Annotated in this window: 28 protein-coding genes; 14 read left to right on the top strand and 14 right to left on the bottom strand. The window is 63.6% G+C overall.

The genetic code is table 11. The features are described from left to right. Positions 1 to 266: 266 nt before the first annotated feature. The 4 genes from QM596_RS26815 to QM596_RS26800 are packed head-to-tail and all read left to right on the top strand — an operon-like array spanning position 267 to position 3,785. Positions 267 to 1,226 (top strand): DUF4328 domain-containing protein, encoded by a 960-nt coding sequence (locus tag QM596_RS26815; RefSeq protein ID WP_283310321.1) that lies wholly within the window; start codon positions 267 to 269, stop codon positions 1,224 to 1,226. Then, the gene (locus QM596_RS26810) at positions 1,223 to 1,987 is read left to right on the top strand and encodes a glycerophosphodiester phosphodiesterase (protein WP_283310319.1); all 765 of its coding nucleotides are present in this window, start codon (positions 1,223 to 1,225) and stop codon (positions 1,985 to 1,987) included. Before QM596_RS26815 ends, QM596_RS26810 begins: the two co-directional genes overlap by 4 nt. A gap of 11 nt (positions 1,988 to 1,998) precedes the next feature. Next, the gene (locus tag QM596_RS26805) at positions 1,999 to 2,913 is read left to right on the top strand and encodes a DUF5926 family protein (RefSeq protein ID WP_024487903.1); all 915 of its coding nucleotides are present in this window, start codon (positions 1,999 to 2,001) and stop codon (positions 2,911 to 2,913) included. A 53-nt stretch (positions 2,914 to 2,966) separates the two neighbouring features. Continuing rightward, entirely contained in the window at positions 2,967 to 3,785 is an 819-nt protein-coding gene (locus tag QM596_RS26800; protein WP_003944129.1) for an alpha/beta fold hydrolase, read from the top strand. Here the strand turns inward: QM596_RS26800 and QM596_RS26795 are convergent. Then, complete coding sequence (locus QM596_RS26795; protein WP_024487904.1) at positions 3,782 to 4,327, bottom strand: ferritin; 546 nt, start codon at positions 4,325 to 4,327, stop codon at positions 3,782 to 3,784. The two genes, QM596_RS26800 and QM596_RS26795, sit on opposite strands and share 4 nt — an antisense overlap. A 154-nt stretch (positions 4,328 to 4,481) precedes the next feature. Beyond that, on the bottom strand, positions 4,482 to 5,408 hold the full coding sequence (locus tag QM596_RS26790) for a cation diffusion facilitator family transporter (protein WP_019746373.1): 927 nt from the start codon (positions 5,406 to 5,408) through the stop codon (positions 4,482 to 4,484). A gap of 179 nt (positions 5,409 to 5,587) precedes the next feature. On the opposite strand from QM596_RS26790, the gene QM596_RS26785 reads away from it, so the two are divergent. The 3 genes from QM596_RS26785 to QM596_RS26775 are packed head-to-tail and all read left to right on the top strand — an operon-like array spanning position 5,588 to position 7,549. Further along, the gene (locus QM596_RS26785) at positions 5,588 to 6,217 is read left to right on the top strand and encodes a M23 family metallopeptidase (RefSeq protein ID WP_021342425.1); all 630 of its coding nucleotides are present in this window, start codon (positions 5,588 to 5,590) and stop codon (positions 6,215 to 6,217) included. A gap of 28 nt (positions 6,218 to 6,245) precedes the next feature. Next, complete coding sequence (locus QM596_RS26780) at positions 6,246 to 6,605, top strand: BlaI/MecI/CopY family transcriptional regulator (protein ID WP_019746375.1); 360 nt, start codon at positions 6,246 to 6,248, stop codon at positions 6,603 to 6,605. Then, complete coding sequence (locus QM596_RS26775) at positions 6,602 to 7,549, top strand: M56 family metallopeptidase (RefSeq protein ID WP_084325528.1); 948 nt, start codon at positions 6,602 to 6,604, stop codon at positions 7,547 to 7,549. The genes QM596_RS26780 and QM596_RS26775 overlap by 4 nt, the downstream gene beginning before the upstream one ends. Here QM596_RS26775 and QM596_RS26770 read toward each other — a convergent pair whose 3' ends face one another. After that, complete coding sequence (locus QM596_RS26770) at positions 7,550 to 8,194, bottom strand: DsbA family protein (protein WP_021342427.1); 645 nt, start codon at positions 8,192 to 8,194, stop codon at positions 7,550 to 7,552. 126 nt (positions 8,195 to 8,320) lie between these two features. On the opposite strand from QM596_RS26770, the gene QM596_RS26765 reads away from it, so the two are divergent. Further along, complete coding sequence (locus QM596_RS26765) at positions 8,321 to 9,262, top strand: cytochrome c oxidase assembly protein (RefSeq protein WP_283310317.1); 942 nt, start codon at positions 8,321 to 8,323, stop codon at positions 9,260 to 9,262. Positions 9,263 to 9,273: 11 nt separating this feature from the next. Here the strand turns inward: QM596_RS26765 and QM596_RS26760 are convergent, their stop codons facing one another. From QM596_RS26760 to QM596_RS26740, 5 genes are all read right to left on the bottom strand, one after another. Next, positions 9,274 to 9,819: a ferritin gene (locus QM596_RS26760; protein ID WP_020905744.1), complete on the bottom strand. Its 546-nt coding sequence runs from the start codon at positions 9,817 to 9,819 to the stop codon at positions 9,274 to 9,276. Positions 9,820 to 9,856: 37 nt separating this feature from the next. Beyond that, on the bottom strand, positions 9,857 to 10,327 hold the full coding sequence (locus QM596_RS26755; RefSeq protein ID WP_029254187.1) for a hypothetical protein: 471 nt from the start codon (positions 10,325 to 10,327) through the stop codon (positions 9,857 to 9,859). 99 nt (positions 10,328 to 10,426) lie between these two features. Beyond that, on the bottom strand, positions 10,427 to 11,662 hold the full coding sequence (locus QM596_RS26750) for an LCP family glycopolymer transferase (RefSeq protein ID WP_020968096.1): 1,236 nt from the start codon (positions 11,660 to 11,662) through the stop codon (positions 10,427 to 10,429). Positions 11,663 to 11,810: 148 nt separating this feature from the next. After that, positions 11,811 to 12,632 carry a CPBP family intramembrane glutamic endopeptidase gene (locus tag QM596_RS26745; protein ID WP_020905746.1) on the bottom strand — a complete coding sequence of 274 codons (822 nt, stop codon included), beginning with the start codon at positions 12,630 to 12,632 and terminating at the stop codon, positions 11,811 to 11,813. Between the two features lie 10 nt (positions 12,633 to 12,642). Then, positions 12,643 to 13,422 carry a DUF2470 domain-containing protein gene (locus QM596_RS26740; protein WP_003945406.1) on the bottom strand — a complete coding sequence of 260 codons (780 nt, stop codon included), beginning with the start codon at positions 13,420 to 13,422 and terminating at the stop codon, positions 12,643 to 12,645. Between the two features lie 139 nt (positions 13,423 to 13,561). Here QM596_RS26740 and QM596_RS26735 point away from each other — a divergent pair, with 139 nt between their 5' ends. From QM596_RS26735 to QM596_RS26725, 3 genes are read left to right on the top strand one after another with little or no spacing between them, the layout of a single operon-like run. Continuing rightward, positions 13,562 to 14,200, top strand: a complete 639-nt coding sequence (locus QM596_RS26735; protein ID WP_021334642.1) for a hypothetical protein — start codon at positions 13,562 to 13,564, stop codon at positions 14,198 to 14,200. Between the two features lie 13 nt (positions 14,201 to 14,213). Beyond that, complete coding sequence (pheA, locus tag QM596_RS26730; protein WP_020905747.1) at positions 14,214 to 15,146, top strand: prephenate dehydratase; 933 nt, start codon at positions 14,214 to 14,216, stop codon at positions 15,144 to 15,146. Further along, positions 15,143 to 15,811: a histidine phosphatase family protein gene (locus QM596_RS26725; protein ID WP_019746386.1), complete on the top strand. Its 669-nt coding sequence runs from the start codon at positions 15,143 to 15,145 to the stop codon at positions 15,809 to 15,811. Before pheA ends, QM596_RS26725 begins: the two co-directional genes overlap by 4 nt. A 9-nt stretch (positions 15,812 to 15,820) precedes the next feature. Here QM596_RS26725 and QM596_RS26720 read toward each other — a convergent pair whose 3' ends face one another. The 6 genes from QM596_RS26720 to QM596_RS26695 all read right to left on the bottom strand — a co-directional run bounded on the left by QM596_RS26720 (position 15,821) and on the right by QM596_RS26695 (position 22,044). After that, entirely contained in the window at positions 15,821 to 17,923 is a 2,103-nt protein-coding gene (locus QM596_RS26720; RefSeq protein WP_070384789.1) for an acyltransferase family protein, read from the bottom strand. 40 nt (positions 17,924 to 17,963) lie between these two features. Continuing rightward, positions 17,964 to 18,716: an ESX secretion-associated protein EspG gene (locus QM596_RS26715; RefSeq protein WP_283310314.1), complete on the bottom strand. Its 753-nt coding sequence runs from the start codon at positions 18,714 to 18,716 to the stop codon at positions 17,964 to 17,966. A gap of 65 nt (positions 18,717 to 18,781) precedes the next feature. Then, positions 18,782 to 20,050, bottom strand: coding sequence for a PPE domain-containing protein (locus QM596_RS26710; protein WP_283310313.1), 1,269 nt, complete (start codon positions 20,048 to 20,050; stop codon positions 18,782 to 18,784). Positions 20,051 to 20,150: 100 nt separating this feature from the next. Next, a complete protein-coding gene (locus QM596_RS26705; RefSeq protein WP_029254193.1) occupies positions 20,151 to 20,450 on the bottom strand; it encodes a PE family protein in 300 nt (99 codons plus the stop codon). Positions 20,451 to 20,583: 133 nt separating this feature from the next. After that, entirely contained in the window at positions 20,584 to 20,934 is a 351-nt protein-coding gene (locus tag QM596_RS26700) for a metallopeptidase family protein (protein WP_007736028.1), read from the bottom strand. Positions 20,935 to 20,937: 3 nt separating this feature from the next. Further along, positions 20,938 to 22,044: a septum formation family protein gene (locus QM596_RS26695; protein ID WP_019746391.1), complete on the bottom strand. Its 1,107-nt coding sequence runs from the start codon at positions 22,042 to 22,044 to the stop codon at positions 20,938 to 20,940. A 70-nt stretch (positions 22,045 to 22,114) separates the two neighbouring features. Here QM596_RS26695 and QM596_RS26690 point away from each other — a divergent pair, with 70 nt between their 5' ends. The 3 genes from QM596_RS26690 to QM596_RS26680 form a co-directional block, all read left to right on the top strand. Continuing rightward, on the top strand, positions 22,115 to 22,510 hold the full coding sequence (locus tag QM596_RS26690) for an ankyrin repeat domain-containing protein (protein WP_003945404.1): 396 nt from the start codon (positions 22,115 to 22,117) through the stop codon (positions 22,508 to 22,510). Between the two features lie 65 nt (positions 22,511 to 22,575). After that, positions 22,576 to 23,829: a serine--tRNA ligase gene (gene serS, locus QM596_RS26685; protein ID WP_007736032.1), complete on the top strand. Its 1,254-nt coding sequence runs from the start codon at positions 22,576 to 22,578 to the stop codon at positions 23,827 to 23,829. 364 nt (positions 23,830 to 24,193) lie between these two features. Continuing rightward, the coding region (locus QM596_RS26680) for an Ig-like domain-containing protein (protein WP_283310312.1) at positions 24,194 to 25,313 on the top strand (1,120 nt) is incomplete at its 3' end.

Genomic DNA, 25,313 nt, shown 5'->3' with positions numbered 1-25,313 from the left:
GTGTCAAATTCATCCTCGAGCCTGTGCATCGTTCGCTAACACCTGTCAGCAAATTCTCAGGGTCTTGCCCGTGACCTGTGGATAAAGCCCGATTCATTCATCCAGAACTGTGGATGAACCTGTGGAAACTGTGGATAACTCGAGTTTTTAAGTGGCGGAGGTCACATTATTCGAACAATGCAGGTGAACGGGGTGGAGGTTCGATCACAAATCGGGAGTGAATCCATTTGCTGCCGTTACCGATACGGCGTGACAGAATCGAAGTTGTGAGTGTCGTTCAGGTCTGCGCCCGGTGCGCCGCACGCTGGCCTGTCGTCGGCGGCCCAACGCAGTGGTGCCCGCGCTGCAGCGGCGTCCTGCTGATCCCCACCCGCACCGAGATCTACCAACCACCCAACCGTCGAGGCTTCCGCTGGATCGCGCGCTCACCGTCCGACCCACGCGGCGTGGGGGACGCACCAGTGCGTCGTAGCCTCACCACCCCGCGCTACGACGCCGTCCCGCAGTGGGGACTCCAGGACATCGTCGACACCTCACCGGTGCCGCCCTCGCGAGCGGACCGGATGGCCGACCGAGTCGGGCCGTTGCTGACACTCGCGACGATTCTCTACGGACTCGCTGTGTTCGCCGAACTGGGCAGATACGCGATCCTGGTGCGTAACCGCGCCACGCTGATCCCGCAGTGGCTTCTCACGGTCTCCGACGCCGCCGTGTACTTCACTCAGTTGGGTGGACTGCTGATCTCGGTCTTCGCGGCTGTCGCCGGTGTGTGCTGGCTACTTCGTCGGCGTCGTGAACACTTCGCAGGTGCCGGGGAATCCGATCCGCGCACAGCGTCGGAAGTTGTCGTCGGCTGCGCTGTGCCGATCCTCAACCTCGTGATGCCGGCGGTTTATCTCTTCGAGTTGGTCCGCCGCGATCCGCGCGGAACTCTGCTGGTGAAGATCTGGTGGGGCTTCTGGGGATTCAGCGCTCTGCTGCTGGTGGTCAACGCGTACTGGCGATCACGCCCGGGGATTCAGGCAATGGCCGACGGGGTTCTGCTGAACGCGTTCATCGCATTGGTCGCAGCCGTCACCGCGGCGTTGACGCTCGTCGTGATCCGACGGATCGAGCGCAGGGGTTGGCGCGGCGAACCCGAATCGGAAACTCGATGGGTGCCAGTGCCGCGCTCGGTGTTGGAAGAGAAGACGGTGTTGGACGAGAAGGAGACCGCTGCCCTGTGAGCCCAGATCGTCGAGGTCCACTCGTCGTTGCGCACCGAGGTGCGTCGGCTGCGCGGCCGGAGCACACCCTCGCCGCCTACGAACTGGCCCTCGAGGAGGGTGCCGACGGGCTCGAATGCGACGTCCGGCTCACCCGCGACGGGCACCTGGTCTGCGTTCACGACCGCAAGGTCGACCGCACCTCCAGCGGCACGGGGATCGTCAGCGAGATGACGCTCGATTCGCTGAACGCTCTGGACTACGGGTCGACGAGCGAACCGGCCGAACTGCTGACTCTCTCCGACCTCATCACCCTCGCCCTTGATTTCGTGCGCCCGGTGAAGCTGTTCATCGAAACCAAGCACCCAGTGCGATTCGGCGGCCTGGTCGAAGCAAAACTTCTCGCGGAACTGCACCGCTTCGGGATCGCGTCGCCGCCGTCGGCCGATCACTCTCGCGCGGTGGTCATGTCTTTCTCGGCTACTGCGGTCTGGCGAGTGCGTCGTTCGGCACCGTTGCTGCCGACGGTCCTGCTCGGTGACGCGTCGCGATACCTCGGCGGTGGTGCGTCGACGGCTGTCGGCGCCACGGCGATCGGGCCGTCGATCAAGGCGCTGCGCGAACATCCCGATCTGGTCGATCGGGCTGCCGCTGCGGGTCGCGCGACGTACTGCTGGACCGTCGACGACAAGGCGGATGTGGACCTGTGTCGTGAGCTCGGGGTCAGTTGGGTGGCCACCAACCATCCCGGGCGCACGAAGCAATGGCTGGGCAGCGTGTAGATTTTGCCCTCGTGGCCAAGAAGAGCAAAAGAAACAGTGGACCGAAGCAGGGCAGCGCACGCGCAGAGAAGCTGGCGGCACGCCAAGCAGAGCGTGAAGCCGCTGCCGGCGCAGTGAACCGCCCGTTCGAGGGCCTTGCCGCCGAGTGCGATCTGGTCGCGCTGCGCGAATTCGTTCCGTCCGCCACGGCTCCGTTGCCGGTCATCGGCTCCGACCGTCCCGTCACGTTGGCGACGGTCCTCCCCGGCGCTGTTGCCGCCCTCGTCCGCGACGAGGGCGAGACGGCCACCGGATTTGTCGGTGTCCAGGTTCAAGCGCACTCTGCCGACCTCGGCGCAGACCTCGCCGCTTCGGTGAACTGGATCAAGGACGCGGCCCCCGGCGACGCGCTTTCTGCCGCGAACCCCGATTCCGAGACACCCGCCGTCACCGAGGTTGTCGATCCCTCGGCTCTGCTCGACATCACCGTGCACCAGAACTTCAACTGGTGGATTCCGGAAGGCGTCGAAACCGATCCTGAGGTTGCCGCCACCGTGCAGCACGCCAACTCGGCGATCATGCCCTCTGCACGCCTCGAAGGCGACGGCCTCGTTGCCGCGTGGTGGGTCGACGCCGGCGAGAAGGCGCACCTGCGTTGGGTTCGCCCCGAGAGCGAAGACGACCTGATGCTCGCGTTGGCGCGCGTGCACGCGACCGGTGGACTGCACCTGGGTGAGGGCTCGCGCTACGCAGGCTCGTTCCGCACCCACGGCCTGTTGGTCCCCGTCTTCGACCTCGACCGCGAAAAGCATGCAAACGAGTGGGTAGCGGCAACCGTCGAGCTCGGTGAGCGTCTTGCCGAGGCTCTGGCTGTCGATGCTCCGCTGAACTCGGCCGAGCTGCGCTCGCGCGACGGCCTGCGCGGACGCCAGGTCACGCTGCGCTGATTTTTTCGCCAGAACTATAGGCGTTACGCAAAGTTACGGTTAATGTTGGCGGCATGACTTTGTCGCACGACATCTCCGGTAGCGGTCCCACGCTTGTGCTCGTCCATGGCATCGTCCATCGACGGCAGGCGTGGGATTCGCTTTTGGACCAGCTGACGCCGTATCGCCGTGTGGTCACGGTCGACCTGCCAGGTCACGGAGAGTCCCTGCTACCCGAACTCGGTCCGGACGTCATGGGACAGCTGATCGACGACGTCAGTGAGTTCGTCAAGGAAGTGACTCCGGCGGGGGAGCGTGCCCACGTCGCCGGAAACTCACTCGGCGGATGGATTGCACTCTCGCTGGCAGCGCGCGGAGACGTCGCGTCGGCGACAGCTCTTTCGCCGGCCGGGTTCTTTGTCAATCACCTCGATCAGGTGCGGGCGATCAACACGTTCCGTGCACTGCGCGGCACGGCCAAGCTCATGGGCGATGGTCTGCCACGTGCATTGCGGTACAAGCTGATTCGCTATCCGGCGCTCGCCGCGTTCTTCGCTCATCCGAGTCATGTCGGTTATGCGGCGGCGTTGGCCGACTGCCGTTCGCTCGTGTCCAACGAACTCGTCGATCTCGGTCTCGAGATGGACTTCGTGTTGCCGCCCATCGTGGATCCCACTGTGCCGGTGACGGTTGCGTGGGGTCGACGCGATCTCATTCTGCCCGTGTACCAAGCGCAGCGCGTGAAAAAGCCGTTCCCGCAGGCGAAGTTGATGGTTTTGCCCGGACTCGGGCACGTACCGATGACAGATGCCCCCGAGCTGATCAGTTCGATCCTGCTGGCAGGAAGCGAACCGTTCGGCTCGAGGGCAAAATCCGTGAGTGCTGCAGGCTAGATGGTTCCGCCTGCTGCGTTCGGCGCACCGGTGGTGTCACCGACGGTGCTCATCTCGCGGGACACGAAGTCTTCGAGGTCGAACAGGTTGGCGCCTGCGCGGTCCGCGATGGTGAGAAGTGTTGTCATGCTGGCAACTTCCTCGACCTGCTCCTTGAGGAACCACTGCATGAACTGCTCGCCGAGGTAGTCGCCTTCTTCGCGGGCAGTGCTCGCGAGCTGGACGATCTGCTCGGTGACCGTCTTCTCCTGCGTCAGCGCGAGAGCGATGGGCTCACGGGCATCCTTGAAGTCGGCCTTCGCGGCGTCGACGCCGGTGAGTTCGACGTTGATGTCGCGATCGAGGAAATACTGAACGATCATCATGGCGTGGTTACGCTCTTCCACAGCCTGCTTGTAGAAGTGCTTTGCCAGCTGTGGCAGGTCCGCATTGTCGAAGTAAACCGCTGTCGCGATGTACTGATGCGAAGCGTTGAACTCGTTGCGAATCTGGTCTCGGAGTAGTGCGTGGAATTTGGTCATGTGAGTCTCCCCAGAAGTCATGAATTCCAAGATAGTGCAGGTCAGAGGCCCTGTCATCCCAGTCTGACCTTATTGTGGTAAGCGTTCCCAAACTAAAGAAGACCTAATTTCTTTTCGAATTCGGTGCGGTTATCCATTGGCCCGAAAGCGAATGTTTCATTTAGGAATGTCCTTTTCACCAGGCGAGTTCCGTGCATTTACCGTCACTTCCCTGGAGTTCCACCTGCACGGTGGCGTGCTCCAGTTCGAATACCTCGGCCAGCAAGGTTTGGGTGGCCGCGAGCACCGTAGTGGGATCGGCGTCACTGGCCGCGGTGACGTGAACGGAAGCAACTTCCATCCCCGAGGTGAGTGTCCAGACGTGCAGATCGTGCGCGTCGACGACACCCGGGAGTGTGTTGATCTTCTCGAGTATCGAGGTGACGTCGATGCGATCGGGAGCCTGCTGGAGCAAGATGCGGACGGCATGGCGGCCCAGGTTGAAGGCGCGCGGCAAGACGAAAAGGCCGATGGCGACGCCGATGACGGGGTCGGCGTAGCGCCAACCGAAAGCGAGCGTGACCAAGCCGCTGACGAGGACGCCGATGGACCCGATCATGTCCGCCATGACTTCGAGGTAGGCGCCGCGGATGTTGATGCTTTCCTTCGCGCCGCTGCGGAGCATCAGGAAGGCGATGACGTTCATCGCCAAACCGACGACGGCGACTATCGCGACGGGGAGGCCCGGAACCTCGGGCGGATCCGAGAATCGGCTGGCAGCCTCGTAGAGCACCCACCCGGCGACTGCGAAGAGCAGGATCGCATTGGCCAGTGCCGCAAACACTTCCGTGCGGTACATGCCGAAAGTGCGATCCGGGCGCCGTGCTGCGCGCTGTGCGACGAGGATCGCGGCGAGCGCCATGAAGATGCCGAAGATGTCGGTGAACACGTGCGCCGAGTCCGAAAGCAGCGCCAGTGACGAGGTGAAGAAGCCGACCGTCACCTGCAGCACGAACGTCACCAACCCGAGGCCGGCGGCGATCCACAGTTTGTTGACATGCTTGCCGCTGTTGCTGGTCGCAGCCTCGGCGGGAGAGATTCCGTGCCCGTGTCCGTGTGACATCGAAGGTCCTTTCGTCGACGTCAGCCTAGACACATATGCATATATGCGCAATAGTGCATGTCTTAAAAACTATGCAACATAGTTGTAAGGTGGCGGCGTAGACCTTCATTTGTCATCGACGCGAGGACCGAGAAGTGGGAAGACATCGAAAATCCGAGCCGACCAGACCCGGCGGGCGCATGGCCGCGGTTTCCGTGGCGACGGGTGCAATCCTGGCGTCCGGCACTTCCATCGGGCACGCATCGCCGCTTCCAGTTGCAGCGGAAGGTCCAGCGCTGGTGTCGGTGCCGGAGATACTCGACCTTGTTCGGACGACGGATCTTGCCGGGATAGCCGAACAACTCGGTAAGACGAGACAACTCGAAGCCGAACGGGCGGCGTTGGCGTACGAGGCAGAAAAGCCGCGGGTGATGGCCCCCGTCAGCGGGACGATGACGTCCAACTTCGGTCCACGCTGGGGAACAACCCATTACGGTCTCGACATCGCAAACTCGATCGGTACGCCCATCGTCTCGGCGACCGACGGTGTTGTGATCGAATCCGGCCCCGCCGCGGGATTCGGGCTCTGGGTCCGCATCCAGCAGGACGACGGGACCGTCGGCGTCTACGGGCACATCAACGAGGCGCTCGTGGTTGCCGGTCAGAAGGTGCGGGCGGGTGAACTGATCGCGACCGTCGGCAATCGTGGACAATCGACGGGACCGCACCTGCACTACGAGGTGTGGCAATCTGACGGGCAGAAGACTGATCCGCTCGCGTATCTGAATTCCCGGGGCGTGTCGTTCGGGGAGAAGGCCGCGAGCGGTTGAAGTTCTGTCACGACGCGATGGAGGAGCAATGCAGGGGCTGGGCGGACTCGAAGCCGAGGTCATGGATGTGCTCTGGCAGTCCGACGACGCGCTCTCGGTCAAGGATCTGGTCGAGATCCTGGGTGAGCGTCGACAACTCGCGTACACCACCATCCTGACCGTCGTGACTCATCTCTACGACAAGGGCTGGGTGAGTCGTGAGAAGAAGAGTCGCGCCTACTTCTATCGGCCGAGTCGCAGCCGTGAAGAGGCCACATCCAGGGCACTGCGCGAATTGTTGGACAGCAGTTCCGATTCCGCTGCCGTGCTGTTGCACTTCGCGAAGACCATGACGGACGCTGAGAACGAGGCCCTGCGCCGAGGACTTTCCGGGGAAGGTGCGCAATGACACTGGCCTTGCCGATGCTTCTCGGTGCGGTATTCGTCGGATTTTTGGTTCCGAGAGCGTTACGGGCCGTTTCCTCGACGTTGTCACCGACGGTGCTGCTCGCGGCGTGGCTCGGCAGTATGGCGTCGGCTCTCTATCTCGCTCTCTCCGCGGTCTTGGTTCTGGTGTGGCCGAGCCACGCGCCGGTCGAGGGGCTGGTCGACGGTATCGCTCGGTGTTTCAGCGCCTTCGCGCACGGCACGAGTTCATGGGTGGGTGAACTGATCACCGGCACAGCCGTTGGTGTGGTGGGTTTGATCGCTGTTCGGATCGTGCTGGCCGGCCGCAAACAGGCACGTGAGCACGCGAGAGTCCGAGATTTCCATCGTGATGTTCTCTCGATCGTCGCGCGCCGCGACAACTCGGAGTCCGACGTGTTGTGGTTGGATCATCCGCTGCCGATGGCCTACAGTGTCGCCGGAAAGCCTGGATTTGTTGTTGCGACACAAGGCTTGTCATCCGCTCTTACCGGGGGCGAGCGTGACGCGGTCCTCGCGCATGAGCGTGCGCACCTGAGCGGCGGTCATCACCGAATCGTCGGTGCCTGTGAAGTCTTGGCCGCTGTTCTGCCGGGAGTGCCGTTGTTCGCGGCGGCACCTGCTTCCGTCGGCGCGATCGTGGAACTGTCGGCGGACCGGCACGCCGCTCGCGTCACCAGCCCGGCTGCAGTGCGTTCCGCCCTTGCCGTGGTGTCGAAATCGCCGCTTCCTCAGCCGGACTGGAGTTTGGGCGATCGCGGCGGCGCGACCGCAGTGCGATTGCGTTCCCTGGTCGACGGCGACGTGGCGTCGCCTCGGCGACTGACGTGCGCGGTTGCGGCGTGCGTGCCGGCGGCCATCACGACGGCCGTTGCCGCAGCCGTGACGGTGGCCGTCTCCGCCGGTATCTGCGCTGTTCTGACCTGATCATTGCTCCAAGGCTGAGTCGATCTGGGCTTTCAGATCTTCGTAGCTCGGCATCTGGGCCAGCTTCACGTCGTTGAGGAACAGCGTCGGGGTGCCCTGGACGCCAAGGCGTTTGCCCTCGTTGAAGTCGCGCTCGACCCGCTCGCGGACGCCGCGGCTGCTGAGGTCGGATTCGAATCGGGTCATGTCCAGGCCGAGATCTTGTGCGTAGGAGCGAAACAGTGCCTCCTGCGATTCGGCGGATTCACCCCACTGCGACTGAGTCTCGTACATCCGTTGATACATCTCGACGAACTTGCCCTGGCGAGATGCGGATTCGACGACCTGCGCCGCGAGAGTGCTGTTGGTGTGACTCGGAATCGGAAAGTATCTGATGCCGAATGTGATTCGATCCTCGTACTCGGCTCTGATTCGCTCCATCGTCGGGTACAGCGCGAGGCAGGCCTCACATTCGAAGTCGAGGAACTCGACAAGATTCACTTTGTCGTCAGCGGCCGAGGTCAATCGGTACGCGTCGTCGGTCAGGACGGCGGTGGATTGTGCTGCCCGATCGGTGCTCTCGTTGTCCGCCCTGATCGGATCGACGGTGATGAACGTGATCAGTGCTACCGCGAACAACGCGATCAGGGCGGCGGATATCTTCATGCTTCTGGACACTGCTGTGTACCTTGACCTTCCGTCGAATACTTAAATACTATCCAACATAGTATTTAGGTGTAGAGTCGACGGTACCCGAAAGGATTCGAAGGAGGGTTCGCCCGTGAATAGGAGGTGAACGGTCTGGCGCCGCCGTCGATCGGACAGATGTTGACCTGGGACTTCTCGTCCCTGTCGCCTATTGTTCTGCTGGGAGCTGTTCTGGCGCTTTGGTATTGGTGGTCAATGCACCGTGTGCGTGCGCGGGGACGGCTATGGCCCTGGTATCGAACTGCGTGTTTTCTGGCCGGATGCTTGCTGTTGATCGCCGTGACCGGTTCGAAGGTCGAAAGTTACGGGAACGAACTCTTCAGTGTCTGGATGTTCCAACATTTGACGCTCTCGATGGCGATCCCGCCGCTGTGGGTGCTGGGCTCGCCAGGACTGTTGCTACTGCGTTCGACGTCGCATCGAGGTCCCGGGAGAAATGTTCTGGCGCTTGCACTGTCGGCATTGCGCAGCCGTCCGGCACGGTGGATGTTGCACCCCGGGTTCACGATCCCGGTCTTTCTGTTCAGCTACTACGGGATCTACCTGTCGCCGATCTTCGACGCCGTCTCGGGATTGCCGGCCGGACACGTCTTTCTCGAAATCTTCTTTCTCGCCAGCGGTCTGCTCTTCATCATGCCCGTGCTCGCCACCGGACCACTGCCGGTGCGGCAAAGCTATCTCGGCCGGTGTTTCGACCTTTTCGTGGAGATGCCGCTGCACGTGTTCATCGGAGTCGTTCTCATGATGGCGACAAAGCCGCTGCTGACCACGTTCGTGAATCCGCCTCCCGAGTGGGGCGTGGACGTGATGCAGGACCAGCAGTTGGCCGGTGCCCTTGCGTGGTCGTACGGTGAGCCCGTCGCGCTGGTGGTGGTCGTGATCTTCGCGATGCGCTGGAACCGGGACGACAAACGGATGAATGCCGCCCAGGACCGCCGCGCCGAGATCGACGGCGACAGTGATCTGGAGGCATACAACAACTTCCTCAGATCACTGAGCGCCGCCGAGCGGCCGGAGACTCGGTAGGCCGGTGGCCCTCAGACGCCGCCGCCGGCGGGTGTCGGCGCCATTGCGTCGGCAGCTGCCGGTGTGTTCATCTCGCGTGCGACAAACGTTTCGAGGTGGAAGAGGTTGTCGCCGGCACGGTCGACGATGGTGAGAAGTGTTGTCATGCTTGCAACTTCCTCGACCTGCTCCTTGAGGAACCACTGCATGAACTGCTCGCCCAGGTAGTCGCCGGTATCGCGCGCGGTGCGCGCCAACTGCGTGATCTGCTCGGTGACCGTCTTCTCCTGCTCGAGTGCCAATTCGACCGGAGCCCGGACACTGTCGAACTTCGTCACGACGTCGTCGACACCCGGTACGTCCACGTCGAGGTCGTTGTCGAGCAGGTACTGGATCATCATCATCGCGTGACCGCGTTCCTCGGTGGCCTGGCTGTAGAAGCGCGCGGCCATCTGCGGAAGATCGTGTGCATCGAAGTACACCGCTACCGCGATGTACTGCTGCGATGCAGTGAACTCGTTACGGATCTGCTGACGCAGCAGAGTGGTGAATTCGCTCGAGTTCTTCGCCTGTGTCATCCCAACAGATTACTGGGTCGGCGGCACGGACAGGGAGCTACTTGTTGTCGAGCTGATCGATGATGAAGTCGAGAGTTTCCGGCCGGTATCCGTAGACGAACGAGTCCTTTTCGCCGACGTACCAGTCGCCGCACTGGAAAGAACTGCCCTTCTCGACCCCCGTCGGCCACCACTGTGCGGACAGCGATGCCGGACGAGTTTCGACGGTGGGTCGTGCGATGCAGCTGTTGTGATCTATCTCTGTGATGTTCGCAGTCATTCGCAGGATGCGTTCGTTGCCGGTGGTGCGGATGACCTCGTCGATACCCGTCGCGCCGGCGGGAACCCAACTCGGCAGTGTGTCGATTCCGCTGGATGCTTGTGCAAAAGAGAAGGTTTCGGTTTTCTTGTATGCCTTCGACTCGTCGAACTTGTCGAAGGTGCCCGAGCAGGACGTGGCCAGTAAAGCCGCTCCGGCCGAGGCGGCGATGACGGCGGCAGTGCGGAATCGGCGGTGTGCTGTGTTCATACCTTCACGGTATTTTTCCGCCGGCCGTTCCGCGTCCTGCCGGAAAGCGATTTGTTCGCTCGGCCTGTCCTCCCGGGGTACTACCGAAACTCAGGGCGATCACCCCGTGGTGATCAGATCCTGCGGAATCTGCTGATCGTTGGCCAGGGCGTCGAAGAACTGCGAAGCGCGTGCCTTGTCCCACAACAACACGTTGCCCGACCCGTCCACGTCCTCGAAACCGGCGACCGGAACCGTCGTGGTGGTCATCCCGCCGCGAAGCGCCCAGGCGAGTGAGGCCAGATTCCAGATGTGATCGCCCTCGTCGACCTGCAGGGACTTGGCCGTATCGGAGACGAGCGGCCACAACCGGAACGGATTGAGGAACGTACTCGGACTCGTCGCCTTCGACAGCAACGCCGACATGAACTGGCGCTGGTTGTTCATGCGGTCGAGGTCGGCGAGCGCGGTTGCTCGGGTCCGCACGAACCCGAGTGCATCCGAACCCTTCAAGTCCTGGCATCCAGCGGGGAGGTTGATCCCAGCCAGCGGATCGTCGATCGCCTGCGTCAGGCATACATTGACGCCACCGACGGCGTCGACGATGCCGGCGAACCCGCTGAATCCGATCTCGGCATAGTGGTCGATGCGAAGTCCGGTTGCCTCCTCGACGGTCTGCACCAGCAAGGGGGCACCACCGAAAGCGAAGGCGGCGTTGATCTTGTCCGAGCCGTAGCCGGGAATCGGAACGTACGAATCGCGAGGGATGCTGACCATCGTCGTCTTCCCGCTCTTGGGAACGTGGACCAAGATGACCGTGTCAGTGCGCTTGGGGCCGGTGTCACCACCTGTCGCAAGCGCTTGCTCCTGCTCGGGTGTGAGTCCCTCACGACTGTCGGAGCCGACGATCAGCCAGTTCGTGCCCGGAGTATCGGCGACGCGTCCCGCGTAGTCGGGCAGCGCGTCGATTCGATTGAGCGAACTGTCGACGTAATAGACCGCGCCGGCCAGCGCGAGCAGCAAGACCAACAACGTGATGCCGATACGTTTACCCCAGCTACGACGCTTGCGTGGGCGTCGCTGCTTCGGGGGTTCAGGAGGGCGAGGCGGGGCGTTCGGCGGGGTTCGGCGCGGCGGCGCGGGTGCGTACTTCGCCTGGCGTTGCGGATCCTGACGCGGCGGCCCCTGCCTGCGGGGGTCGTCCTGGAACGGCTGCGGGCGTTGGGTCGGCGCCCAGTCCTCACGCCTGGGTTGCTGCGGCGCTTCTGGTGGGACCTGTGACCAGGCCTGATTGGCCGGATTCTGCTGCGGTGGACGTCCGTCGCGGCGAATGACCGTCGGCCCTTCGGGCGGCATCGGTGGGCGCCGCTGCGGGGGTGGGCCCTGACGGGGTGGCATCGGTCCACGCGGGGGCGGCTGGCGCCGCGGAGGTGGCCCTGGCGGCTGGCGCCGCGGAGGGCGCTGAGGATATTCGGAGTCGCCGGTCACCAGTTCACGGTACCGGTCACGGCAGCCAGGAGACGTGATCGCGCAGGAGGGCGTAACCGATGAACGCCACCATGTCGATGAGCGCGTGGGCGATGATCAGCGGCCACAGCTTGCCGGTGCGCTGCCAGTATCGACCGAACACGAGCCCCATGATCACGTTTCCCACACCGCCGCCGAACCCTTGGTAGAGGTGATAACTACCGCGCAGGAGCGAGGACGCGAGCAGTGACTTGTTCTCGCTCCAGCCGAGTGTCCGGAGGCGAGTGATCAGGTAGGCGACGACCAGTACCTCTTCGGCGCCCGAGTTCGCGATTGCGGACAGTACGAGGATCGGAACCCGCCACCAGTGGTCGTCGAGCGCGCTGGCCTGGACGGTGAGGTTGATGCTCAGTGCCTGAGCGACGAGGTAGAACAGGAGGCCGGGGAGGCCGATCACAGCGGCGAGGCCGAATCCCGGAGCGATGTCGCGCCCGAATCGAGGCTTGGGAGTCAGGCCCGCAGCACGCGGACCGATCCCCGAACGCCACAGTAGATAGAGTCCCAGCGCTGCCCACGCGAGAAGCTTTGCGACGCCCAGTAATTGGCGCGCCAGGTCGATCCAGTCGATGGCGGCCCGCGACGGGTTGAGTGCAACCGTCTGATCCGAGAGCGCAACCGGCGTCGCCAAGGATTCGGCGAGCGAAAGGATCCCGGACAATCCGCTGAGCCCGAAGGTGACCAGCAGAACGATGGTGATCTCGATCCGAATTCCGCGTCTGGCGGCGGGATCCAGTTCCGGGTCCGTTCGAACGGGAGACGGCGGCCGTAACCAGGTGCGGACGGTTTCGCGGGCATTCACCCGCGCAACGCTAGCCGTTTGATGCGCCGCCTGATCGGAGGCCGTTGAGGAAAGGGCACCCGACCAGCATTCGGATGGCGCGGCTCAGCGCGGGAGCGTCGTCGACGGGGTTGGCGAACGGCATCCACACGTCGCGGTCGCCGGTGTGATCCTCGACCCGCAGGCGCAGTCCGTAGCGGTCGATGCCGAGTGGGCGAACGCGTCCGGTGCGCATGTACGGGGGAAGCTTGCGCACGAGCAGGTCCACGAGATCGCGGTGGTCTTCGTCGAGATGCTGCAGCCACGCCGTCTCCATTTCCCAGAAGGGATCGGGGCTGGCGTTCAGCAACTCGTCCACGGCGACGGGCTCTGCCCCCGTCGAGTCGGCGACAACGGCCGAGGCCAGGCTCAGGCGAAGGAGGACCGAGGTGTGGCCGATGTCGAGGAGCCCCGGGTGGGGATGTTCGGATGCGACGTCGTCGGCGAGAACGCGTGCCTCGTAGTCGGGCACGGCGTGCAACGAGCCGCGAAGCCACACGAGGGAGCGCACGGGCTCACGCAGCCGCAGTGGTGCGTGATCTGTGATCTCGAGGACGGCAGGCAGGCCGCCGCCGCCGGAGTTCCAGGCCAGGGCCGCAGCTGCGGAGGCATGTGGGACTGCAACGACGACGTCACCGTTCGAACGCAGGTGATGCACCGACGTGACGGTGGGATCGCTGCCTTCGATGGCGAGAACTGCGTCCTGTGCGCGCACACAGGCGCTGCGGACGCGTTCGGCGGTGGACGGGCCGGTGCTGGTCTTCGTTGCCATGCTGCCCCCTTGGCGGGTGTTCTCTCGAACTCCATCGGATGATGAGGTAACCCTAACCTAAGGCGCTTCGGTGTGAATCGCAAGACTTTTGCGCAACTCGCGTGGAATCCGCCGCCTGCGCCGGGGTTACGGTTTGTCTGTGGCCATTCCTCTTTCACTCGGGCTGCCCGCCCCGAGAAACTCGCGCGGACTTCTCGAAGCACTCTTTCTCCCGGTCGTTCCGGCTTCGGCGCTGATCGGTGGCGAAGCAGCAGGCCGGGTTGTCGTTCGCCTCGATATCGATCCGGAAGAACTGCGCGCGGACACGGAAGCGTCGTACGAGGCCGTCCGTTTCGACGTCGACGTCACCACCGACCAGATCGACGACGCGATCGCGCTACGTCTGCCCGCTCCGCTCGCGGTGTACGTCGACGGCGGCGAAGAGGATCTGACACCCGCCGAAGCGGCGCTGCGCCTGTGTGAAGGTGGACGGATCCCCGGACTCGCCGCCGGTCGTACGCCCACCGAAGTGGCTGATTTCCTGGCGGTACTCGCGCACGAGTCCGTCGGTTTCGTAGCCCGCGCAGCCGACGGCGACGAGGTGATCGCCCTACTGTGTGGCACCGTCGCTGCACTGCGCGGCGACGACGTGCGCGCCGCGATAGTCGATCCGAAGCCCGAAAAACTCGCCGCGCTGATCCCGGAAGCCGCATCCGCGATGCGCGAGGTGCTGCTCACGATCGAGGTCGCGGATCTGCCTGCGGTGGAAACGGCTCTGCGTGCCGCGGGTTTGCAGTGACCGGCGCGGGTCGATGCGTAATCTTTTAGGCGTGCCAAGAATCGCGTATTTCGGTCCGTCGGGAACCTTCACGGAGATAGCTCTCGCCCAGTTGGAGGCTGAGGGCGCGTTCGGCGAAACCGTCGAGCGAGTACCGGCCGGCAGTCCGCCGGCGACTCTCGACATGGTTCGCGACGGTTCCGTGGACGGGGCCGTAGTTCCCTTCGAAAACTCGGTGGAAGGCGGCGTAGCTCCGACGCTCGATTCACTCGCTCTCGGTTCGCCCCTGCAGATCGTCGCCGAAACCGATCTGGACGTGAGTTTCTCCATCCTGGTTCGGGCCGGGACCACCGCCGACCAGGTCCGCACGATCGGGGCCTATCCGCATGCGGGCGCACAGGTCCGCGGATGGATCGCCGAGAACCTGCCCCAGGCCGAGGTGGTGTTGGCCTCGTCCAACGCCGGTGCGGCGCTGGACGTGCAGGCTGGAACGGTCGACGCCGGTGTGTCCACGGCTTTGGCCGGTCAGATGCTCGGACTCGACAGCCTGGCGGACAACGTCGCCGATGTGGGCGGCGCCCGTACACGCTTCGTGCTGGTCACCAAGCCGGCTCCGGTTCCCGAACGGACCGGTGCCGATCGCACCGCGCTGGTGCTTCACCTCGACAACGCTCCAGGCTCCCTGGTGCGCGCACTCTCCGAATTCGCCGCTCGCGGTATCGATCTGACTCGGATCGAATCGCGTCCGATGCGAACGGAATTGGGTACGTACCGGTTCTTCGTGGACTGCGTCGGACACGTCGAGGACTCGCTGGTGGCCGAGGCGATGCGTGCACTGCATCGGAAATCCGGAGTCCGCTTCCTGGGGTCGTGGGCGACAGCGAATTCGACCGGGCCACAACCTCCTTCGGACGAAGAAGCGATTCGGTGGATCGACGAACTCAAGCATGGAGGGGGAGAACGATGACCGGAAGGCTCATCCTCGTTCGGCACGGTCAGACGGAGGCGAATGTCGCCAAACGTCTCGACACCGCTCTGCCCGGAGCAAAGCTCACGCCGGAAGGGTTGGCGCAGGCCGAGACGTTGGGCATCGGCCTGGCTTCGGCTCCTCCTCTGGCGCTCGTATCGTCCTTGGCTTTGCGTGCCCGGCAGACAGCAGGTTTTGTGGAGCAGGCCGCCGGTGTATCCCTGGATGTGCGGGACGGACTGCACGAGGTCCAGGCCGGTGACCTCGAGGATCGCACCGACGAGGCCGCGCACCGACTGTTCATGGAGACGTTCCATCACTGGCACACCGGCAACCTCGGCGCTCGCATTCCCGGCGGTGAAACGGGATACGACGTCCTGGAACGGTACGTCCCCGTCGTCAATGCGCTGCGCGAAGAATTTCTGGAAGGCTCACGAGACGGCGGCGACATCGTCGTGGTGAGTCATGGTGCTGCGATTCGTCTTGTCGCCGCCCAGCTTGCCGGTGTCCCCGGACTGTTCGCAGCCAACAACCACTTGGCCAACACCGAGACCGTCGAACTGTTGCCCTCAGCTGATGGCGGCTGGGAATGCCTACGCTGGGGAGCCGTCAACCCGCCGTTCGAGCACCGACTCATCCCCGGCGCCGACGACGTGATGGGCTGACAGCCGGTTTCACCACCAACCGGTCTGGACGCTCAGTTGGCGCCCCAGTTCAGCCGACAGTGTGCTCACGTAGCTGGCTGTCAGGTGGTGGGAATCGTGATACACCAACACATTTCCCTCTACGACGCGGCACAACTCCGGTCCGCACACACCGTCGCTGAGATCGAGTAGGCGGACGTTGGTCAGATCGGCAATTGCCGACGGCGCCGGATTGACGTCGCTGAGCATTTCGGACCGTGGCATCGCGCAGTGATCGGGTGACGTGGTTGTCGCCAGACAGTCGATCGCGCGGTAGGCGACGCCGTCGTGGTGCAGCCAGGGGGTATCGCGAATGGCGAGGACGTCGATACCGTCGCGCCCCAGTTCCTCCCATACGTGAACGTACGATTCGGGCGTCACGTCACCAGGGCCGTCGGAACTCGGCCTGGTTGCCGTCGTGAACACGAAATCGGGTGAGGCGTCGGCCAACTCGGTCAGCACTCCACGCGACCAGTCGACGCAATCCGGATAGTCGTTGTCCGACAACGTCTGCATGGAGTCGACGGTGAGCGGACAGCCCATCTTCAGATACGTGTCGACGCGGAACCCGTGACTCTTGCCGAGTTCGTCGAGCGCAGTGAGCCAGTGCTCGGAGTGCGAACCACCCGCGAGCGCGATGGTTCTGTCTGCATCGGCGTCGCCATAGGTGCAGTGGACGACGTCCCGCTCGAGAAAATCGGCGATACAGCCGTCGAGCGTACTGGCCGGAAGGTCCAGTGGCGCATCGAAGATCGAGGGAACCATCGACGCCTTGGGTACTTCGGCACCGTCGGTGAGCGCGAGTGCGCCGGGATGGGTCGGGAGGTCGAGGGTGTCGACCGCCCGCTGGCCCGTCGTCTGGCTGCTCGCGTACGACTGCCAGGCGACTGAAGCGGCGAGGACCGCGGCAGCGGTGACGACGCATGCCAGGACGGTGTACCGGCGCGAGCGGCCTCCGCGCTCCACCGGAACCTCGACCAGGCGCCGGAGTGCAAGCGCCCCCGCGACGGAGAGGGCGATGATCAGTGCCCCGCCGAGCAGGCCGGCTTCGGGGCGTCCGGTGATCACGAGTGCAAACACCAGAATCGGCCAGTGAATCAGGTACAGCGCGAATGCGAACGAGCCGAGCCACGTCAGTGCCGGATGGGCGAGCGTCTTCGACGTCCAAGGTGTGTCGTCGCCGACTCCGGACAGTATCAACGCAAGAGTGGCCAGCACCGGTACCAGCGCCCACGGGCCGGGGAACTGCTGGGCGCCGTCGAGCACTATGCCGCACAACAGGATCGACGAAAGCCCCGCCCAGCCGATCGTCGCTCTGACCGAGAACGGCAGGGATGCGATCTGCCGACTGCGCGTGCTGGTCATCAGAACGGCCAGCAGACCACCGAGGGCCAATTCCCACAACCTGGCGCCGGAGTCGTAGTACGCCCAGGCTTGGTGACGCGAAGATTTGGCGAGTGCGTAGAGAAAAGATCCTGCGGTCAGAACCAGAAGGGTGGCCGCGAGTGACGGGCGGAAATAGTTGGGATTCACGCGTGAAGCCACATAAGCGATCACGGAGACGAGTGCGATGGCCAGGAGATAGAACTGACCTTGCACGGCCATCGACCACAGGTGCTGCAGGGGAGTGACCGAGCCGTCGGCGGCCAGGTAGTCGCTTGCGGTGCTGGCGAGCTGCCAGTTCTGGAAGAACCCGAGCACCGCGATCAGTTGATCGCCCAGATCGGCCCAGCGTGTGCGTGGCAGCAGCAACGCGGTCCCCAGTGCGGTCAAAATGCTGACCACCGCGATCAGGGGGAACAGCCGCAGAAACACCCGCCGCAGTGCCGGGACCGGGTTGAGTGAACCCCCGGCTTCGGCGCGTCGAACCAGTGAGCCGACGAAGAAGTATCCGGACAGAACCAGGAAGACGTCCACCCCGCCCGATACCCGTCCGAACCACACGTGGAATACGACCACCAAACCGATGGCGAGGCCACGCAGTCCGTTCAGGTCTTGTCGGTGCGGTGTTGTTGCCCGTTCTTCGTTCGGCCGGTCGATCGTGGCGACCGAGCCTTGTTCGCCCGGTGACGACGGTTGACGCGAGAACTGCATGCTGAAGTAAGGCTCCGGGCGTTGAAGGGACGCCCCGAGGTTACCCGGAAGTCTCCGGCGTCGATTCCTCGAGTTCGGTTACCAGCGCGTTCACGGCTTGTCGCAGGCGATGCGGTGTTCCGGAACTGATGGACGTCCACTCGGTGCCGTCGGCAGCCCGAGTAGTCGAACCCACGAGCCGGCCGGCCAAGGTGTCGTACACAGTCACTGCGCCGGTCATGAGCGTCGCCGCTCCCAAACTGTGTGGTATTCCAACCAATTCGGCGAAGGCAGTGCATGTGACGATTGCGCTACCCAGTTGGCGCGCGTCGTCTTCGGGTATCCCGGCGTTGATCAAGGCCGAGGTCACGCTGTCTGCATCCGGGCCGGCGCCGAATGCCAGGCTGAGCATCTCGGTAGGTGCGTTGATCACGGCAATCGGCATTGCTTCGGCGCTGCCGAGCGCGGTGACAACGGGTGCAGCTGGTTCGGCGGTGACGCTGCACAATGCGAACGAAGAATCGGTTGAAGTTGCTTCGACACAAAGGAACTCGCCCTGTGCGACGCAGAGGCGTGAAATCCTTCCACCGACATGCCGACGCAGCGCCAACTCCCATTTGGGGTGGGTCAGGACGCGTAGGCGGGCGCTGAGTTCGTGATGGATCTCCCCGCCGGGGAGGAGATCGCGCTCGGAGAGCGAATCTGCCGCGGACTGCATCGCCGTATGGTGAGCGCTCGCACTGGCGTGAACCGTCGCGCCACCGAGAACCACCGGAAGCGCATCGAGCCCGAGTCGCTCACGTACATAGTCCATTTCGTCCTGTGAGAGGGCGACGACAGGCAAATTCCACCCATCAGGTGAGGTGCCGAGGTCCACCATCAACGCTCTGCAGTTTCGAGTGCGCCACCGATCACGGACGGGATGACTGTTCGGCCGTCGGCGAAGTGCTCGAAGTGCTTCAGATAATCAGGTGTGTCGTGCTCGGTGTCGTCTTCAGATTGGGCCGCATGACGGCCGCCGGCGATCGGCGCAGATCCGCCCGCGGTTCGGGCCGGATCCACTTTGACGGTATCGACGGTGCCCTGAACCGGCGAGGTCACGGGGTTCTGGCGCGCGGCGCTCTGGCCGGTGGAGGGATCCGGAAGAGCGTGCCGGCCGGTGCTGATGCTCGACGACGAGCCCGCGAATGCTCCGGCTCCGGTGGTCGCGGAAGCTGCGCTGACCTGTGCCGTTGCCCGACTTGCCGACGGGGTGCCGAACAGTGATGGTGTGGAAGCGCCGAGTCTCGCGCCACCGAGCCCTGCGCCACCGAGCCCTGCGCCGCCCAGTCCGGTGAGTCCTGCTCCGGCCGTCGCGAGAGTTGATGCGGCAGTGGTGGCGCCCGTGACGGCGGTGGTCGCGGCACTGACGGCGGCCGACGCTCCACCGGAGATGGCACCGGCCTGTGAGGCAGCGGCGGCAAATACCGGGTTGGAAACTACGGATGCGACAGCAGCGGTTGCGGCGCGCACGGGATCCGCGATTACGTCAGCGAGCGTTGATGCCGCTTGCGCGACGGACTGTCGTGCGGCGTTGCCTGGGCTTTCGGCCGAAGCGGATGCCCCAGCTGTGGGTTCCGCGATGGACGGTGGTGAATCGAAGTTCTGCTGCACGGCCAGATGCGTCGTTGCGGCGTCGTACGTTTCCATCGTCACCGCCGCTCGAATTTTGAGTGCTTCTTCGGCAGCCTCGGCGGCAGCGGCCCCGCCGACCAGGGCCCCGCCGATGGAGTACGCGGCGACCTTGGCCGCTTGAACCGCCGCGATCTCCGCCAGGGACGGCATGGCCAGGGTGGCGACGGTGTAGGAACCGGACTGCACTTGGGCTTTACCAGCGGTTTCTCCGGCGAGCAGCGCGGCCGCGGCAGCCCATTCCTGGAACGGTGCGAACTTGCTCAACGCGGCATCCGCGGCTTCTCCTGACCACCCGGTGCGAAGGTCCGCCATCACGCGAGAGATGGACGCAGCGGTGTCGGTCAGTCCGGACGACACGGTGGACCAGGCCCCGGCCGCCACACCGAGAGGGACCGGCCCGGCCCCGGCGACCAGTGCTGCAGAGTTGGGTGCTGCGCCCCGTGGATACCAGATGACGCCGGTGATGCCGACCATTGTTCTTCCCCCCAGGAAGTGTGACTGTGTTGCCGAGTTGCCGAGTTGCCGAGTTGCCGAGTTGCCGAGTTACCGAGTTACCGAGTTCGATTTCTGTCGATCAGATCGGTGCGGCTGCCAGGCTGGACTTGGTGAGCTGGTCTTCGAGCTCGTAGGCAGCTGCATTCTTGCGCAGAGCTGCCGCAGCCGCGGTGAGCTCCTCGATTGCCCGATCGGTGGACGAGGCAAGGCTGCCCGAGATGGTGTTGAAGTAATTTGCCGCGCTACCGGACACTTCTTCGGATCCGGCTGGGAGAACGCGTAGCGTCGGCTGCGCAGTAGAGACGATTCCGCGCAATCGCGTCGCCGCAGACTCGAGTTCCATTGCGGCGGCAACTAGGGCTTGAGGGTCGACGTACATAGTGCCGAACTCCTTCCTGACCAGGGCGGATAAGTGGCCGGGAGGTCGTGCACACAGCCGTAGAAATCCCCCCGCACATAGTTTGATGCATACCGGCCGCTTTTGGTTCCCCCGAAATCGGACGACTTTGCCCTCAGCCCCAGCCGAGTTCGTGCAATCTGTCTTCTTCGATGCCGAAGTAGTGCGCGATCTCGTGGATGACGGTCACGGCAACCTCGTGAACAACCTCGTCCTCGGATGCACAGATGTCGAGTATCGAATCGCGGAAAATAGTGACCGTGTCCGGCAGGTACCCACCGTAATGAGAATCCCGCTCGGTCAGAGCGACGCCCTGATACAAACCGAGCAGCCCCGGTTCTTCCTCGTCACGTGCTTCGACAAGCACCACGACGTTGTCGATGGCCTTGGCAAGTTCGGGCGGAATCAGATCGAGCGCCTCGCCGACCAGTTCCTCGAACCGGTCGGGCGTCATAGTCACCGTCATGGCTTACGACGGCGGAGCTGCGCCGGGCAACGGCGTCGGCAGCGACCGACCTTCCGGTGCAGCGGGTGGCGGGACCGGAGCGGCGCCGTTGATCAGGATTTCGCCCTTGGCGCTTCCGGTGATCGCGGCAAACCCGCCGGTTTCGACCTCTTTGCCGATCGAACAATTGACTCGGCGGCTACCGGCCAACCAGCTTTCCAGTGAAATGTTGTCCCAGAACAGCGTCAGTGTCTTGTCGCGAAGCGCGTCTGCGGAACCAAGGTACTCGTTGGACGCCTGAGTGCAGACGCCCTCGAGGTAACGGTCCTGATCTTCGACAGACGGCATTGCGCCCGGGAATTGAGTGCCGAGGTCGATCACCGAAATAACCTCGTATGCATGCGGTTTCGCGCAATCGACCGGATCGGTCGGGAGGTTCTGGTTGATGCCGATGCACGTGCCGACGTCCCACACGTTCGACTGGTCCTGGTCCGCCACGCGGCCCACGAACGGTTGTAGTTCGCCGGTCGTGGTCGAGAACTGCAAGCCGCAACGCAGTGCGCGCTCGCCCGAAGCCCAACCCGATTCGCTCGGGAACATCAGGCCGACGCTGAACTTGCCCTTGGGATCGAACTTCGAATCGAGGTAGGACATGACTATGGGTGTGCAGTGCTCGTCGCGGAGTTCGGCGAATCGAAGGGCGCCCGGGTACCGGGAACCGGGGCCGAACTCGGCGCCGGGGAACACCGACAGGTCGAGTGGTCCGGCAACCTCGAAGCGGTGTTCAGTTCCGCACTGAACCTTTGACATGTCCGTGCGGTCCCCGCCCGACTCGGTCGCAGGCGTCCAGTTGAGGCAGTCGCCGGCCGCAGCCGCGGTGAAGGCGTCGTCGCGAGTAGATCCCGTCGCTGCTGGACCGCCACCACTGACACTGACCGAGGACGAGTCGTCCTTGTTCAATCCACCGGAAATCGCGATCGTTGCGATCGCGGCGACCACCGCACCTACCGCCACAGCAGCCAGGACCCGACGGGTGCGACTCGCTGAGACAGTTTTCTTCGCCGGCGTCCCCTGGGGATCTGCCGGATCTGGCGACTTCTCGATCTTGTCTTCGGACATCGATTCCATCATGCCTGTTGCCGTGGCGATATCGAACCTTCACTACAAAACTCACAAACGCGTCTGTGAGTATTTTGTAGTCATGAGCGAAAACACCCCACTCGATCCCGAGGCTGTCGAGCTGGCGGGCCGGCTCTTCGACATGGCACGAACCGGCGACGCGGCCGGGCTGGCGTCGTATGTCGATGCTGGAGTTCCCGTCAATCTGACCAACGAGAGTGGCGACACGCTCGTCATGTTGGCGGCGTATCACGGTCACGCTGACGCCGTCGTTGCCTTGATCGAGCGCGGCGCCGACGTCAACCGGCCCAACGACAAGAACCAGACACCCCTCGCCGGAGCCGTCTTCAAGGGCGAGGATGCGGTGGTGAAAGCGCTGGTGAGCGGGGGAGCCGACCCGAAAGGCGGACACCCGACGGCCGTCGACGCGGCTCGGATGTTCGGACGCGAGGACTACCTGAGTCTGCTCGAATCGTGATCTCTCCCTCTCCGACGTGGACGTGACCGTCGGCGAGCTGCGGTGAGTGGGTAAAGTTCGAAGTCGTGATTGACCTCAAGTTTCTCCGTGAGAACCCCGAAATCGTCCGCGAGTCGCAGCGCACCCGTGGAGAAGATCCAGGACTGGTCGACGCTCTGCTCGAAGCCGACGCGTCCCGACGCGCTGCCGTTCTGACCGGAGACAACCTCCGCGCAGAGCAGAAGGCCTTCGGCAAGAAGGTCGGACAGGCATCTCCGGAGGAGCGTCCCGCGCTGCTCGAGGGTTCCAAGGAACTGGCGGCCAAGGTCAAGGAAGCCGAGGCCGCGCAGCACGAGGCGCAGGCCGCGCTCGACGCCGCACACCGCGCGATTTCCAACGTCGTACAAGAAGGTGCGCCGGCCGGCGGCGAGGACGATTACATCGTGCTCGAACACGTCGGTGAGATTCCGAAGTTCGACTTCGAGCCGAAGGATCACCTCGAGCTGGGTGAGTCGCTCGGCCTGATCGACATGGAACGCGGCGCCAAGGTTTCGGGTTCGCGCTTCTACTTCATGACCGGCTACGGAGCCATGCTCCAGCTCGGACTGCTGCAGTTGGCGGCGCAGAAGGCGATCGCCAACGGATTCACGATGATGATTCCGCCGGTGCTCGTACGCCCGGAAATCATGGCGGGTACCGGCTTCCTCGGTGCTCACTCGGACGAGATCTACCACTTGCAGGATGACGACCTGTACCTCGTCGGAACTTCCGAGGTACCCATGGCCGGCTACCACTCGGGCGAGATCCTCGAACTGAACGAAGGCCCGAAGCGCTACGCCGGTTGGTCGTCGTGCTTCCGCCGCGAGGCCGGAAGCTACGGCAAGGACACCCGCGGCATCATCCGTGTCCATCAGTTCGACAAGGTCGAGATGTTCACGTACTGCCGTCCCGAGGATGCCGACGCCGAACACCAGCGTCTCCTCGGCTGGGAGCGAGACATGTTGGCGGCCATCGACGTTCCGTACCGCGTGATCGACGTCGCCGGCGGAGATCTCGGTTCTTCGGCTGCGCGTAAGTTCGACTGCGAGGCATGGGTTCCGACGCAGGGCACCTACCGCGAGCTGACATCGACGTCCAACTGCACGACTTTCCAGGCCCGCCGCCTCGGAGTTCGGTACCGCGACGAGAACGGCAAGCCGCAGACGGCTGCCACTCTCAACGGCACCTTGGCAACGACGCGCTGGATCGTGTCGATTCTCGAGAACCATCAGCAGGCCGACGGCTCGGTGCGAGTGCCCGAGGCATTGGTGCCGTTTGTCGGCACGGATGTGCTTCGCTGACACGCTGAACCAACACCATCAGGGCCGCGACGGACTCCGTCGCGGCCCTGATTCGTACTTTCGTACTGGTAGGTTTGGAACTTTTTCTGAACTGGCGGAATATCAAATTTTTCCCGCCGATTGACGAGTTGACCACCAAAAGTGTTGTCGATAGACCGCTTTGGCGTTAGTTTTGCGTTCAATCGGGCTTCCATACCCTGCTTTTCCATCCCCCGTCAGGTGATGTGAGGGTGAGTCCGGGGTGAATTGGACAAGTGTCTTGCCAAAAGTAGTACACGTACTAGTTTTTTCGTTATGTTGTGACGGCGCGCACACGTTTTGTCCGAATCCACTGCTCATGTTTGCCCTTCCGAAGGAAGTGCCCATGCCCCAAATCTCTCAGTTGCGGCGATTCGCCGTGCCCATAACCGGAACCGCCATGGTCGCGGGGATGCTGCTGATCGGCACGCCCGCATCCGCCGCGATCTCGACCACCGGTTTCAAAACAGCGTGTGTCGCAGGCTCCATCATCGGAGACGTCCACAAGGTCACCGACAACCTCATCACGGTCGACGCACCCGCTTCTGTCCAACCCGGCGAGACTTTCACCTACCGAATTCAGCCGAGCGGAACGTCGTATCCGGACAAGGATTCCGGCGCGACGACTACGAACCTGTCACGTCTCAAGGTCGACTACGCAATCCCGGCCAACGCGACGTTCGTTTCCGCGGCCGTCGTCGCGGGCACCTCGGTCGGACTCGACAGCGTCGCACCGAACGTTCTCAGGGTCAACGACTCTGGCAACGTCGACGGTAGCGGCGGGATCCTTCGGCTGTCCGGAAACAACCAGGTGATCGGCAACAGTCCGACGACGAGTACCAACTCGGAGGGAGGTATTCGAGTACCGAAGTCCAAGAAGAACCTCGATGGCTCGACAAACGGCAACGGAGACACCTGGTTCCGGCTTCCCGCAGTCGACGTAACAATGGTCGCTGGTGCGACGGGAGTGATCCAACCGAAGGTGAGGACCGCGGGTACGGCCGGCAACCTCGGTGCCAGCGAAAACTTCAGCACTCAGCTCGCAAAGGCGAGTTTCCTTGGTACACAGTGGGCGCCGACCCGTTGCTCGCCCCGCGAGAACAAGGACACCACACCGCTCAATGCCGGTGCGGGTCCGCTCGCGACAATCAGCATTGCTTCGGCTCCGGTCGATGTCGAGACGACGACGTCGTTGTCGGTTCCGGCGACGGCGATCACGGGCAGCGCGGTTGATCTGACCGCTACCGTGGCTCCGAACAACGCTGTCGGTACGGTGCAGTTCAAGTCGAACGGCACTGCGATCGGTTCGCCGGTGACGGTTTCCGGTGGAACCGCGACGCTGTCACATTCGTTCGATGCTGCTGGCGCGCAGAGCGTTACGGCTGACTACACCGCTGGTGCAGGGTTTGTCAGTTCGTCGGCGTCGGCTCAGACGGTGACCGTTTCGGATCCGGCTCCGGTGGATG

This window comes from Rhodococcus sp. IEGM 1406 (assembly GCF_030056745.1).
Classification (GTDB): domain Bacteria; phylum Actinomycetota; class Actinomycetes; order Mycobacteriales; family Mycobacteriaceae; genus Rhodococcus_F; species Rhodococcus_F erythropolis.
The sequence above is the reverse complement of the archived record's forward strand: the minus strand, read 5'-3'. Positions and strand labels throughout refer to the sequence as shown.